Here is a 12,169-nt window from a genome sequence, read left to right as displayed (position 1 = left end):
AGTCGGGAGAATGCGCCTTTGACACCGAAACGGAAGCCCGTGCCCATGAGTGACAGTACCCAGCGCATCGCCAGCGACATCGACCTGATGACCGAAGTGGCGATGCTCTATTACCTTGAGAACGTCACTCAGGAAGCCATCGCCAAGCGCTTCGACCTGTCCCGGGCAAAAGTCAGCCGCCTGCTCAAACGCGCACGGGATGAAGGCATTGTCGAGGTGCGGGTGTTGCAGCATCCGGCGATGAACAACGAATTGGAACAGGCACTGGTGGAACGTTTCCAGCTGGACCGCGCCTTGATCGCGGTGGACCACAGCGACCCCGACACCCAGCGTTCGGCGGTTGCGAGCCTGGTGGCCAACTACCTGAACAAAACCCTCAGCGACGGCATGATCGTTGCGGTCGGCATGGGCCGTAACGTTGGCGCAGTGGCCGATAACGTGTTCCTGCCGGTGACCCGCAATTGCACGTTTGTGTGCGCCATTGGCGGTTCGCTCAAGGCGGGCGAATACATGAACCCCGACCACATCTGCCGGCGCCTGGCCCTGCGTTTTGGCGGCGAAAGTGAAAGCTTGTACGCCCCGGCGCTGGTGGCTAATCCGGAACTGCGCGGCGTACTGATCAGCAACGATACCGTGCGTTCCACCCTTGACCGTGCTCGCCGTGCCGACATGGCACTGATCGGCATCGGTGACATGAGTGAAAACAGCAACATGGTGCGCATGGGGTGGTTTTCACCTCAGGAAATCGCCCAGGCGCGGTTGTCCGGCACGGTGGGGGACATGATGGGGTATGACTTTATCGACATTCATGGCCAGCCGGCGGTCAACGCGATTCAAGGGCGGGTGATTGGGTTGACGGTGCAGGAGCTGTTCCGGATTCCGGATGTGGTGGCGATTGCCAGTGAAAATACCAAGGCGGCGGCGACGCTTGGTGCGTTGCGCTCGGGGGTGATCAATACGCTGGCGACCACGGTGACCAATGCTCATACCATCCTGGCGCTGGATGATGCGACGCGCAAAGGCTGACCTGGGCGATAGGTCACGTTTTTTGGATTGGGTGTATATCCGTTATTTTTGTTATGGCTGAAATGGGTTCCGCTCTTACAGCGGCTCACTTTTGAACAGCGCAAAAGTAAGCAAAACGCTCTTGCCCCACCACTCGGCACCTCGCTTGGGCTCGGTGTGCCCTCACTCCGGCTTTGGACCGTGGGCCGCCGCGATGGGCCATCCTTGGCCCAGCACGGCTAACCCGGCGTCCTGCCGGGTTACCCACGCTCCAAAGCCTGCGTTCGGCCAGCGTGGTTTAACGGGGCGCCTAAGATCAAGATCAAAAGCAAATCAAGAGCACAGCGGCCTACAGGCCGGCTTGAGTGTGGTGAAGCAACAGCCAAATCAAAAGCTCAAGCGGGCACGGTCCAAATGTGGGAGCGGGCTTGCTCGCGAAGGTCGTTAACGATGACGCGGGCATCCTGAATGAACGCGGCGCCCTCAGGTTTTTCGCGAGCAAGCCCGCTCCTACAGGAAAGCAGCTCTGCTTTCGCTCTTAACACTCAAGCCGGCCGGTAGGCCGCTGTGCTCTTGCTTTTGATTTTGATCTGACTGCCCCATTCAGCCCGAGGCCGAACGCAGGTATTGCGGAGCGGGTAAACCGGCAGGACGCCGGTTTAGCCGCGCCGGGCCATGGATGGCCCGTCGCGGCGGCCCGCGGAGTAATGCCGGAGTGAGGGAACACCGAGCCTAGGCGAGGTGCCGACAGGCGGGGCAGAGCGTTTTGGTTACTTTGCCGCTTTTGCAAAGTGACTCGCTGTAAGAGCGAAACCATAGGTGGCCGTTACCTAAATAACGGATATGTACCCAGCCCAGCCAGCCCAGCCCAGCCAGCCCCAACCCCCAAATGGCAACTGAACCGTCAAGGCTTCCAAACCTGCACATCCTGCGCATCCACCGCCTTGGGCAACAACCCCGCCTTGAAGAACGCATCGGCAATCTTCTGCTGTTCACCCAGTTGATCCAGCGCCACCGGCTGCACCTCATAACTACGATGAGCATTGGCAGCCTCGACAGTTTCCACATCCAGATTGCCCCACAACGGACCCAATACTTTCGCGGCATCACCCGGGTGGCTTTTCACCCACTCGCCAGCCTGGTGCAATTGTTCGTAAACCACTTTCAACACCTCGGGATGCGCCTTGGCGTAAGGCGTACCCGTCAGGTAATAACGCTTGTAGCTGGCAAGCCCGGTACCGTCCGCAAGGGTCCGGGTCGGCAGTTGGCGCTGCACGCTGGTGAGGAAGGGTTCCCAGGTGACCCACGCATCAACCTTGTTGTTTTCAAAAGCCGCGCGACCATCGGCAGGCGTCAGGTACGCCGGCTCGATATCGGAAAAGGCCAGGCCCGCCTTGTTCAGGGCGGCGATGAGCAGGTAGTGAGTGCCGGCAGCCTTGGTCACGGCGATTTTCTTGCCTTTCAAATCCGCCAGTTGCTGGATCGGCGAATCCTTACGCACCACAATCGCCTGGGCTTGGGGCGAGGGCGCTTCCTGGGCGAAGTAGGTGAGCTTGGCCTGAGCGGCCTGGGCGAAGATCGGCACGGTGTCGGCCACGTCGGCACTGATGTCGACGTTGCCGACGTTCAGCGCTTCCAGCAGTGGCAGGCCACTGGGGAACTCGTGCCAGGTGACGTCGATGCCATCGGCTTTGAGAGCTTTTTCCAGGGTGCCCTGGGTTTTCAGCAAGGTGATCAGGGTCGAGGATTTCTGGTAACCGATGCGCACGGTTTCCTGGGCCTGAGCGCTCAGGGCGGTGCAGAGGCCCAGCGTGGCCAGGCCAGTGATGAAAAGACGATGGAGCGAAAACAGGGGCATGGCGTGCTCGACTCTTAATGGATTAAGGTCAGCTTATTGTTCTAAAAATTATTCGATAAATAATTTTTCGGTCTTAGCTTAGGGCTTTATCGGATGCGCCGTTCGCGGCCTTTCAGCGTCAGGATGAAGGAGGGCGGTATGCAGTTGTATGTTGTTCGTCACGGCGAAACTCAAGCCAATGCCGAGGGGCGTTACCAGGGCTCGCTGGACATTGATCTCAACGAACGTGGCGTGCTCCAGGCGCAGGAGTTGCGGGAAAAATTGCCGGCGCAGATCGACGCTGTCATCGTCTCGCCGCTGTGCAGGGCCCAGCAAACGGCGGCCATTGTGTTTGCGGATGATGGGCTGCAACTGCATACGCTGGATGCGTTTCGCGAGCGCGGCGTGGGGGTATTTGAGGGACTGACCCAGGCGGAGGCGGCGCAGCATTATCCCGACCTTTGGGCGCAGAATATTACCCGGCAATGGGAGCGGGCGCCCACGGACGGTGAGTCAATCTCGCAGTTCGTCGAGCGTATCCGGGGCGGATTGAATCAGTTGCTGGTGAACCATGGGCAACAGGTGGTGGTGCTGGTTGCCCATGGGGTTGTCGCCAAGGCGATTCGCGCATTGGTTCGCGATGATTTCTCAGACTTCTTCGAATGGCAGTTGCGCAATGGCGAAGTGCTGAGTCTCAACATCGACACAGAGCCCAATGTGGTGAGGGAGCTTGCGCCCGTTGGGGTGCGAAGCGCCCCCAGGTAGGCCGCGGCGGTCCTTCAGGATGAGTCGGTCAATGCTTTTGGGTTTGCTGCGCAACCCAGCGGGAGCAAGCTCCCTCGCCACAGGGTTTGTGTGAATCATGTCTACAGGGGAACGCTCAACGCCTGCGCAAAAGCCTGGGGCGGAGGGCTTTCCGGCCAGGTCGGAACGCCCTCCGCCAGCGTCACCCACGGCTGCTTGTGCCGCAGCCAAATATGCGCCACCGGCTGCACGGACGGGCTCTCATCCAGTGTCCCGACCCGCAGCACAACCAACCCCGGCGCGGCCGTCGTGGTGTTGCAGATCCGCGTATGGCACACCCCGCACAACCGATGCTCCGAACGTTGCCCGTCAACGTCATAGGCATATTCCGTCAGCGAACCTTCAACCCGCAGCGCATCCGCCGGCAACAGCGCATGCAGGGCAAACGCGCTACCGCTCCAGGTCTGGCAGTGGCGGCAATGGCAGGCATACACCGCCAGCGGCGCGTCGGTATCGAGGGTGTAGGTCACGCTGGCGCAGCGACATTGGCCGGTGAGTGTCATCAAAAACGATCCTGTGCAAAGTGAGGGCGAAAGCCCCATCGGTTATGCTCGCCAGCATGCCGCAGCCCCCGAACAAAGAACATCCGCCAAAACTGCCCAGCGGCTCACAGGAAATGTATGAACGCCCCGCAACTCCAATGGGAAACCCAGCGCGCCTTGCTCGCCGTGTTGCGCACCGGCAGCCTGTCGGGCGCAGCCCGTTTGCTGGGGATCGCCCAGGCCACCGCGCGGCGACGGATCGAGGCCCTGGAGCAGAGCGTCGGGGTCAGCCTGTTTATCCGCTCACCCGCCGGGCTATTGCCCACCGACACGGCCAAGGACCTGATCAGCCATGTTGAAGCGATGGCTGTTGCCGCCAACGCCTTTAACCGCGCAGCCTCGGCCGACACGGCGCTCGCCGGCGGCACGGTGCGGCTCACCAGTGGCAAGCTGCTGGGCGTTGAAGTGCTGCCGCCCATGTTGCGCAGCCTGCGCCGTGATCATCCGCAATTGGCCATCGAGCTGAGCGTATCCAATCGACTGCAGGCGCTTGCCCGGCAAGAGGCCGACGTCGCCGTACGCATCAGTCGCCCGGTCGAATCCACCGTGGTCGCGCGCAAGGTCGGCGACCTGCAAGTCGGGTTGTACGCTGCGCCAGAATTGCTCGCAGAGCAGGGCACGCCCGACACCGTTGCGCAATTGCACGGCTACTCGCTGATCGGGCCAGACCGCAACTTGCTGGAGATCGAATTCCTGGGTGAGCGCGGTTTCGACTGTTCGGCGCCCAGTACGGTGATTCGCACCGACGATCACCTCGCGCAGTTGGCCGCGTTGCGTGCGGGGCTGGGGATCGGCGTGTGTTCAGCCCAGGTGGCACAACGTCACGGACTGGTGCGGGTGTTGCCCGCGCAGGTGGATTTCAAGGTTGACGTGTGGATCGCCATGCATCAGGACATGCGCAAGGTCCCGCGCATCGCCGTGGTGTTCGATGGGTTGGGCGCGGCCCTGACGGATTTCCTTCACCCGCGATAACGCAACGCGTCCACCAACAGCGCAAACGCCGGCGAGGCCTGGCGGCGGCTGGGGTAGTACAGGTGAAAGCCGGAAAACGGCGCACACCATTCATCCAGCACCTGCACCAGTCGCCCGTCCGCCAGATAAGGCGCCACCAAGTCGGCAGGCACGTAACTCAAGCCCAAGCCATCGACCGCTGCCTTGAGCAATGGGTACACGCCATTGAACGTCACCTGGCCAGACACCCGCACATTCAGGCTTTCGTCGCCTTTCTTGAATTCCCACACATACAGGCCGCCATTGGTGGGCAAGCGCAAGTTGTTGCAGGCGTGATCGGTCAGGTCCCGAGGCGTGCGGGGGATCGCGCGCTGGGCGAAATAGGCCGGTGAGCCCACCACCAGCATGCGCATGTCGGGGCTGATGCGCGTGGCAATCATGCCTTGGGCCACGTCTTCCCCAAGGCGCACGCCGGCGTCGAAACCCTGGGCGGCGATGTCGACAAAACTGTAGTCGCAACACACCTCCACCGAGATATCCGGGTACTGCGCCAGGAACGGTTTCAACACCGGCCACAGGATGAATTCCAGCGCGTGGTCCATGGCGTTGATGCGAATGGCGCCGGACGGCCGGTCGCGCAAATTACTCAGGCCTTCAAGGCCCACCTGGATTTCATCGAAATGCGGCCCGACCGTATCGATCAAGTGCTGCCCGGCCTCGGTGGGCGACACGCTGCGGGTGGTGCGGGTCAGCAGGCGCAACCCCAGTCGCGCCTCCAGGGCGCGGATGGTATGGCTCAGCGCCGATTGGGAAACCCCGAGCTTGGCCGCCGCCTTGGTAAAGCTGCGCTCCCGGGCTACCGCGAGAAAGGCGAGCAGGTCGTTGGCGTTTTCCCTGAGCATTGATGAGTCACCCTCATAAGTATTTTCAGATTCTAGCGGCTAATTATCACAATTCGTAACTGTTAGATTGGATTCAGTCCCCTTACCCGGAGAATGACCATGCGCAAACGCACACTCGGTAACAGCCAACTCGAAGTCTCGGCCCTGGGGCTCGGTTGCATGGGCATGAGCTTTGGCTACGGCCCTGCGGCCGATAAGAAGCAGATGATTGCCTTGCTGCGCAACGCGGTCGAGCAAGGCGTGACCTTCTTCGATACCGCTGAAGTCTATGGCCCGTTCATCAACGAAGAACTGCTGGGCGAAGCCCTGTCGCCGCTGCGTGAGCAGGTTGTGATCGCCACCAAGTTCGGCTTCGCCCTGGACCCGTCCGGCAACGGCAAATGGTCTGGTCTCGACAGCCGCCCCGAACATATCCGCCAGGTAGCTGAAGCCTCTCTGAAGCGCCTGAAGACGGATGTTATCGACCTGTTTTATCAGCATCGGGTTGATCCGAATGTACCGATCGAAGAGGTGGCCGGTGCCGTGAAGGATTTGATTCAGGAGGGCAAGGTCAAGCATTTCGGTTTGTCTGAAGCCGGTGCCTCGACCATCCGCCGCGCCCATGCCGTTCAACCGGTGGCCGCACTGCAAAGTGAGTACTCCCTGTGGTGGCGCAAGCCGGAGGCGGAGGTGCTGCCGCTGCTGGAGGAACTGGGCATTGGGCTGGTGCCCTACAGCCCGTTGGGCAAAGGCTTCCTGACAGGCAAGTTCGACAGCCAGAGCACCTTTGACAGCTCGGACTTTCGCAGCAATTTGCCGAGGTTCACGCCCGAAGCCTTGCAGGCCAACCAGGCCCTGGTGGAGTTGCTGCGTCAGGTTGCCCAGCGAAAAAATGCCACGCCCTCGCAGATAGCACTCGCCTGGCTGCTGGCCCAAAAGCCATGGATCGTACCGATTCCAGGCACCACCAAAACCTCGCGCCTGACGGAAAACCTGGGGGCGGTCGAAGTGCAGCTCAGTGCGACAGAACTCACTGAGCTGGATGCTGCCGCCGCGAATATCGCCGTGCACGGCGACCGCTATCCCGAAGCCCTGGAAAGGATGACCGGCCTATGAAAACCAGCTTCGCCGCCACCGCGCTTTCATTGTCATTACTGGCACTCGATTCACAGGCACAGGAGACACCCATGCTGACCATCACGCCCAACGGTTCCCAGCCTTCAGCAAAAGGCCCGGCGGATTATTTCACCGGCACCGTACGCGTCGACTCACCTTTCAAGGGCACCGACGCGGCGCGCGTCACCGGGGCTTTCGTTACCTTTGAGCCGGGCGCACGCACCGCTTGGCACACTCACCCTTTGGGGCAGACATTGATCGTGACCGCAGGCCTGGGCCAGGTCCAGGAATGGGGCCAGCCGGTGCGGGCAATCCGCCCCGGCGACACGGTATGGATTGCGCCAGGGGTCAAGCATTGGCATGGCGCGACGGCGAACACCGCCATGACCCATATCGCGATTAGCGAAATGCTCGACGGCAAGGTGGTGGACTGGATGGAACAGGTCAGCGACTCACAGTACGCGGCGCAGTAATCCGCTTCACCGCCGCAACTGCGGCTCGCCTTCAATACAACTCACCAAAAACTCCATCACCACCTTCACCGAAGGCGAGCGGCGCATATCCGGATACACCGTCAGCCAGATATCGCGAACCGGGCCTTCGGTATTCGTTGCCAGGCGCACCAATGCCGCGTCGTGATCACCCACCAGCGTGGGCAATACCACCGCACCCACTTGGGCCCGGGCGGCCATTTGCTGGGTGATCAGGTCGCTGGCGGCGAAGGCAATCGTGCGGTTGCCGCTTACCTGATGCATCCACGCCTGTTGGGGCAGGTGGTCGCGGGTGGCGTCATAGGCAATGAACGTCCACTGTTCAGCGGGTAACTGCTTGAGCTCGGGCGTGGCATAGAGCCCGAAGCGCACGGCGCCGACCTTTCTGCGTACCAGCGCTTCCTCATCGGGACGCACCGTGCGCAGGGCAATGTCGGCTTCGCCTTTGTCGAGGGCGGCGAGCGTTGTCGAGGACATCAACACGATATTCAGCTTGGGATACTGCGCTCTGAAGCGTGCGACATGGGGCGCGATGCAGTGGATGGCTATCGACGGCGGGCAACTGACACGCACGGTGCCGGCCACTTCGATCGAGGCCACGCGGGACAGGCGCATCACTTCGGTGGCCATGTCGCCCATGCCTGCCGCCAATTTCGCCAGTGCCCGGCCTTCCTCGGTGAGCGGCCGGCTGCGGGGCAGGCGGTCTACCAGTTTGACGCCGAGGGCTTTTTCCAGGGCATCGACGCGGCGGCCAACGGTGGCATGTTCCACCTGCAGCTCGCGGGCGGCAGCCGACAGTGACTGGGTGCGCGCCAGCACGGTGAAGAAATACAGATCCTGCCAGTCGAACATCGGGTTATTTCCGCACGGAGGGTGGGAGGTATTGGGGAATTCTCGTACAGAGTACTGCCTTTTACCATGGCGCATTCCCAACGCAAACGGAGTTGTCCCGCGATGAAAGCCCTCACCCTTGAAACCTACGGCGGCCCTGAGGTCGTTCAACTGCGCCTTGATGTGCCCAAACCCCAAGTGACCGCCGGCCATGTATTGGTCAAGGTGGCCTGCGCCGGGATCAATTTCATGGATGTGCACACCCGCCAGGGCAAGTACGCCAAATCGGTGACCTACCCGGTACGGCTGCCGTGCACTCTGGGTATGGAAGGGGCGGGTGTGGTGGTGGCGGTGGGCGAGGGCGTGAGCCATTTGGCTCCGGGTGATCGGGTGGCTTGGTGCATTGCCTGGGGCGCGTTTGCTGAATACGCCAGCGTTCCCGCCGCGCGGGTGGCGCAAATTCCCAATGCGATCGGCTTCGATCAAGCGGCTGCGGCGATGTTCCAGGGCTGCACGGCTCACTACCTGATTGAAGATGTCGCGCGGTTGCAGGCGGGCAACCGCTGCTTGATCCACGCGGCTTCCGGCAGCATCGGCCAGTTGCTGGTGCAAATGGCCCACCGGCTCGGCGCCACGGTGTTCACCACCGGCAGCAGCGCCGAAAAGTGCGCGATTGCGCTGCAGCGTGGCGCCGATCAGGCCTGGCAATACGACGGGTTTTCCGAGCGGGTGTTGGAGGCAACGCAGGGACAGGGCGTGGATGTGGTGTTCGATTCGGTGGGCAAGGCCACCTTGCGCGAGAGCTTCAGGGCGTGCCGCACGCGAGGGTTGATCGTCAATTACGGCAATGTCTCGGGTTCGATCACTGATCTGGACCCGATGGAGTTGGGGGAAGCCGGTTCATTGTTCCTGACGCGCCCGCGTCTGAACGACCACATGGCCGATGGCCCGACAGTGCAACGGCGTGCCAATGCGGTGTTCGCGGCGATGCTCGAAGGTTCGCTGGCAGTGGATATCGAAGGGCATTACGCGCTGGAAGACGTGCAGCAGGTGCACGCGCGGATTGAGGCACGGCAGCAGATTGGCAAGGCGGTGGTGTGGCTGGATTGTGAACTTCACTAATGGCGAGAGGGCATGTGTGGCGAGGGAGCTTGCTCCCGCTGGGCTGCGAAGCGGCCCCACAACCTGCCAACGGGGGTCTTCCTGGAGAAGCGCGGTGAGTTCATTGGGGCTGCTGCGCAGCCCAGCGGGAGCAAGCTCCCTCGCCACAGTGGTCGTGGCGCTTGTGAGGATCAGTTAATAGCAGGCGAAAAAAAGCCGGCTGATCAGGCCGGCTGGGGGTGAACCGCGAACGACAGGGGTTATGCGCGGTTTTCCATCAGGCGGTCTGCACCACCTTCAGCTACACGGTTTTCTTGAAGACGGTCTGCACCACCTTCGGCTACGCGGTTTTCTTGAAGACGGTCTGCACCACCTTCAGCTACACGGTTTTCTTGAAGACGGTCTGCACCACCTTCGGCTACGCGGTTTTCTTGAAGACGATCAGCACCACCTTCAGCAACGCGACGTTCCAGCATACGGTCAGAACCGCCCTCAGCCACGCGGCTGTCCATCAAGCGATCCGCGCCGCCTTCAGCGACGGCAGGTTGGGTAAAGGCGCTTACAGCAAGTACCGAGAAAGCGAGGCTGAGCAAGAGTTGGCGTTTCATGAGGGTGTGCTCCGGGATGTCATTGGTTGGTATGGATGTGATGTTACGCGGTGGATTTTTTTAGAGAACTTCATTGGGCTGATGGTGACTATCGACGCCAGCGATGGCCCGTTTTCGCGGGCCATCGCGCCGACTATCACGGCATTTCAGGCAGTTCCTGAGGGCGCAGGTCGAACACCAGCACCTCGGCGTCCTCGCCATGGCTCAGGTGAATTTCCCGCTCATCGCGCACTCGGGCGCCGTCGCCTTCGTGCAAGCGTTGGCCGTTGACTTCAACGCTGCCCCGCGCCACATGGATGTAGGCGTAGCGCTCCGGAGCCAGTGGCAGGCTGGCGGTTTCAAAGCCGTTGAATAGCCCGGCATACACCCGCGCATCCTGGCGCACGCCGAGGGAGCCGTCGGTGCCTTCCGGCGAGATGATCAACTGCAACCGGCCGCGTTTTTGCGCCTCGGTGAAGTGCTCCTGCTGATAGCGCGGTTCGGCGCCCGCCACCTGCGGCACGATCCAGATTTGCAGGAAGTGCACGCCCTGGGTGTGGCTGTGGTTGAACTCGCTGTGGGCCACGCCGCTGCCGGCGCTCATCAGTTGCACATCGCCGGGGCGAATCACCGAACCAGTGCCCAAGGTGTCCTTGTGTTCCAGGGCACCTTCGAGCACATAGGAGAAAATCTCCATGTCGCGGTGCGGGTGTTGGCCGAAGCCCTTGCCGGCGGCAACCCGGTCATCGTTGATCACCAGCAGGTCGGAAAAACCCTGTTCCTTGGGGTTCCAGTAGTTGGCGAACGAGAACGTGTGGAACGACTTCAACCAACCGTGATTGGCGGCGCCGCGTTCCGAGGCTTTGCGAAGGGTCAGCATGGGGTGTTCTCCTCAAGGGAAGCTTGGCTGCGAGATGCAGGGCTTCGGTGTGAGAAGAAGGTTACTGGTTAGCGAAAGGTTGATTAAGAAGCTGAAAAAGGAATGACTGTCTCGTGTGAGTTGACAGTGATCAGCGTGCCATAATGCTCCCGTTCATCTCTCTCAACGGACAATTCCTGACAATGAAAACCGTGGCCATGGCGCTGTTTCCCGACTTCCTTCTGCTCGACATGGCCGGACCACTGGAAGTGTTCTCCATTGCCAATCGTTACCTGGAGTCGTCAGCCCACTATCAGGTCCTGACCATCGGTACCGAGCCCGGGGCGCTGCGGGCCTCCAATGGCGTGGTGGTGCACCCTGATCTGCAGCTGGATCAGGCCCTTGAGGCTTATGACTTGCTGCTGGTCCCGGGCGGCCCCGGCGCCTATAACGAATGCCATCCCGCGTTGTTGCCATGGCTCAAGACAGCTGCGCCCCGCGCCCGGCGATTCGGCTCGATCTGCACCGGCGCCTTTGTGCTGGGGTACGCGGGCTTGCTGGACGGCCAGCGCGTGACCACTCACTGGCATTACACCGAACGGCTGATCAAGGCCTTTCCCAAGGCAATGGTCGAGACCGACCGGATCTACCTGCAAGACGGTCGGCTTATCACCTCTGGCGGTGTGACGGCGGGCATCGACCTGGCGCTGTCCATCGTTGCCCAGGACCACGGCAAGCAGGTGGCCGTCGATGTGGCCAAGGTGTTGTTGGTGGTGATGAAGCGCCAGGGCGGTCAAGCCCAGTTCAGCCCGATGACCGCAGCCGTGGCCCCTCAGGAAACCGCGATTACCCGGGTGCAGACCCATGTGCTGGAGCGGCTGGACCAGGCCTTTACCATCGAGTCCATGGCGCAGTTGGCGGGCATGAGCGCTCGGCACTTTGCGCGGGTGTTCGCCAAGGAAGTGCAGATGACCCCGATGGCCTTCCTGCAAGGTGCCCGCATCGATCGTGCCCGGCACTTGCTGGAAAGTACCGACCTGCCACTCAAGACCGTAGCGTTTCACGCGGGGTTTGGCAGCGTGCGGCATATGCGGTTTCTGTTCAGTGAAAAACTCGGCTTGAACCCGACCCAATACCGCCAGCAATTCAGCTGATGTCCGTCTG

13 protein-coding genes are annotated in these 12,169 nt (G+C 61.4%); 7 read left to right on the top strand and 6 right to left on the bottom strand.

Translation table 11 applies throughout. From position 1 onward, the window contains the following. Positions 1 to 45: 45 nt before the first annotated feature. The gene (locus HBJ59_RS08210; RefSeq protein WP_076016989.1) at positions 46 to 1,026 is read left to right on the top strand and encodes a sugar-binding transcriptional regulator; all 981 of its coding nucleotides are present in this window, start codon (positions 46 to 48) and stop codon (positions 1,024 to 1,026) included. A gap of 883 nt (positions 1,027 to 1,909) precedes the next feature. Here the strand turns inward: HBJ59_RS08210 and HBJ59_RS08205 are convergent. Beyond that, complete coding sequence (locus tag HBJ59_RS08205) at positions 1,910 to 2,863, bottom strand: aliphatic sulfonate ABC transporter substrate-binding protein (protein WP_076016990.1); 954 nt, start codon at positions 2,861 to 2,863, stop codon at positions 1,910 to 1,912. Positions 2,864 to 3,001: 138 nt separating this feature from the next. On the opposite strand from HBJ59_RS08205, the gene HBJ59_RS08200 reads away from it, so the two are divergent. Continuing rightward, complete coding sequence (locus HBJ59_RS08200; RefSeq protein ID WP_167663223.1) at positions 3,002 to 3,607, top strand: histidine phosphatase family protein; 606 nt, start codon at positions 3,002 to 3,004, stop codon at positions 3,605 to 3,607. A gap of 101 nt (positions 3,608 to 3,708) precedes the next feature. On the opposite strand, the gene HBJ59_RS08195 is transcribed toward HBJ59_RS08200, so the two are convergent. After that, positions 3,709 to 4,149, bottom strand: a complete 441-nt coding sequence (locus HBJ59_RS08195) for a GFA family protein (protein WP_167663222.1) — start codon at positions 4,147 to 4,149, stop codon at positions 3,709 to 3,711. Positions 4,150 to 4,266: 117 nt separating this feature from the next. Between HBJ59_RS08195 and HBJ59_RS08190 the strand changes: the two genes are divergently transcribed. Further along, positions 4,267 to 5,160, top strand: a complete 894-nt coding sequence (locus tag HBJ59_RS08190; RefSeq protein ID WP_167663221.1) for a LysR family transcriptional regulator — start codon at positions 4,267 to 4,269, stop codon at positions 5,158 to 5,160. On the opposite strand, the gene HBJ59_RS08185 is transcribed toward HBJ59_RS08190, so the two are convergent. After that, the gene (locus tag HBJ59_RS08185) at positions 5,148 to 6,041 is read right to left on the bottom strand and encodes a LysR family transcriptional regulator (protein WP_167663220.1); all 894 of its coding nucleotides are present in this window, start codon (positions 6,039 to 6,041) and stop codon (positions 5,148 to 5,150) included. The two genes, HBJ59_RS08190 and HBJ59_RS08185, sit on opposite strands and share 13 nt — an antisense overlap. A gap of 99 nt (positions 6,042 to 6,140) precedes the next feature. Here HBJ59_RS08185 and HBJ59_RS08180 point away from each other — a divergent pair, with 99 nt between their 5' ends. After that, a complete protein-coding gene (locus tag HBJ59_RS08180) occupies positions 6,141 to 7,136 on the top strand; it encodes an aldo/keto reductase (protein ID WP_167663219.1) in 996 nt (331 codons plus the stop codon). 71 nt (positions 7,137 to 7,207) lie between these two features. Next, positions 7,208 to 7,609, top strand: coding sequence for a cupin domain-containing protein (locus tag HBJ59_RS08175; RefSeq protein ID WP_076017145.1), 402 nt, complete (start codon positions 7,208 to 7,210; stop codon positions 7,607 to 7,609). A gap of 6 nt (positions 7,610 to 7,615) precedes the next feature. Here the strand turns inward: HBJ59_RS08175 and HBJ59_RS08170 are convergent, their stop codons facing one another. Continuing rightward, positions 7,616 to 8,479, bottom strand: coding sequence for a LysR family transcriptional regulator (locus tag HBJ59_RS08170; RefSeq protein WP_167663217.1), 864 nt, complete (start codon positions 8,477 to 8,479; stop codon positions 7,616 to 7,618). A gap of 102 nt (positions 8,480 to 8,581) precedes the next feature. Between HBJ59_RS08170 and HBJ59_RS08165 the strand changes: the two genes are divergently transcribed. After that, entirely contained in the window at positions 8,582 to 9,580 is a 999-nt protein-coding gene (locus HBJ59_RS08165) for a quinone oxidoreductase (RefSeq protein ID WP_167663216.1), read from the top strand. A 239-nt stretch (positions 9,581 to 9,819) separates the two neighbouring features. On the opposite strand, the gene HBJ59_RS08160 is transcribed toward HBJ59_RS08165, so the two are convergent. Further along, complete coding sequence (locus HBJ59_RS08160; RefSeq protein ID WP_167663215.1) at positions 9,820 to 10,167, bottom strand: hypothetical protein; 348 nt, start codon at positions 10,165 to 10,167, stop codon at positions 9,820 to 9,822. 136 nt (positions 10,168 to 10,303) lie between these two features. Then, positions 10,304 to 11,026 (bottom strand): pirin family protein, encoded by a 723-nt coding sequence (locus HBJ59_RS08155; RefSeq protein ID WP_076017000.1) that lies wholly within the window; start codon positions 11,024 to 11,026, stop codon positions 10,304 to 10,306. A gap of 182 nt (positions 11,027 to 11,208) precedes the next feature. On the opposite strand from HBJ59_RS08155, the gene HBJ59_RS08150 reads away from it, so the two are divergent. Next, the gene (locus HBJ59_RS08150; RefSeq protein ID WP_167663214.1) at positions 11,209 to 12,159 is read left to right on the top strand and encodes a GlxA family transcriptional regulator; all 951 of its coding nucleotides are present in this window, start codon (positions 11,209 to 11,211) and stop codon (positions 12,157 to 12,159) included. The last annotated feature ends 10 nt before the right edge of the window (positions 12,160 to 12,169 follow it).

The sequence above is a fragment of the Pseudomonas sp. AN3A02 genome, from assembly GCF_011765255.1.
Taxonomy (GTDB): domain Bacteria; phylum Pseudomonadota; class Gammaproteobacteria; order Pseudomonadales; family Pseudomonadaceae; genus Aquipseudomonas.
The sequence above is the reverse complement of the archived record's forward strand: the minus strand, read 5'-3'. Positions and strand labels throughout refer to the sequence as shown.

Bases quoted from the DNA above. Each gene is read 5' to 3' on its own strand.
- HBJ59_RS08190 (WP_167663221.1), top strand. From the start codon at position 4,267: ATGAACGCCCCGCAACTCCAATGGGAAACCCAGCGCGCCTTGCTCGCC.
- HBJ59_RS08165 (WP_167663216.1), top strand. From the start codon at position 8,582: ATGAAAGCCCTCACCCTTGAAACCTACGGCGGCCCTGAGGTCGTTCAA.
- HBJ59_RS08205 (WP_076016990.1), bottom strand. From the start codon at position 2,863: ATGCCCCTGTTTTCGCTCCATCGTCTTTTCATCACTGGCCTGGCCACG.
- HBJ59_RS08160 (WP_167663215.1), bottom strand. From the start codon at position 10,167: ATGAAACGCCAACTCTTGCTCAGCCTCGCTTTCTCGGTACTTGCTGTA.
- HBJ59_RS08200 (WP_167663223.1), top strand. From the start codon at position 3,002: ATGCAGTTGTATGTTGTTCGTCACGGCGAAACTCAAGCCAATGCCGAG.
- HBJ59_RS08175 (WP_076017145.1), top strand. From the start codon at position 7,208: ATGCTGACCATCACGCCCAACGGTTCCCAGCCTTCAGCAAAAGGCCCG.
- HBJ59_RS08155 (WP_076017000.1), bottom strand. From the start codon at position 11,026: ATGCTGACCCTTCGCAAAGCCTCGGAACGCGGCGCCGCCAATCACGGT.
- HBJ59_RS08185 (WP_167663220.1), bottom strand. From the start codon at position 6,041: ATGCTCAGGGAAAACGCCAACGACCTGCTCGCCTTTCTCGCGGTAGCC.
- HBJ59_RS08195 (WP_167663222.1), bottom strand. From the start codon at position 4,149: ATGACACTCACCGGCCAATGTCGCTGCGCCAGCGTGACCTACACCCTC.
- HBJ59_RS08170 (WP_167663217.1), bottom strand. From the start codon at position 8,479: ATGTTCGACTGGCAGGATCTGTATTTCTTCACCGTGCTGGCGCGCACC.
- HBJ59_RS08180 (WP_167663219.1), top strand. From the start codon at position 6,141: ATGCGCAAACGCACACTCGGTAACAGCCAACTCGAAGTCTCGGCCCTG.
- HBJ59_RS08150 (WP_167663214.1), top strand. From the start codon at position 11,209: ATGAAAACCGTGGCCATGGCGCTGTTTCCCGACTTCCTTCTGCTCGAC.
- HBJ59_RS08210 (WP_076016989.1), top strand. From the start codon at position 46: ATGAGTGACAGTACCCAGCGCATCGCCAGCGACATCGACCTGATGACC.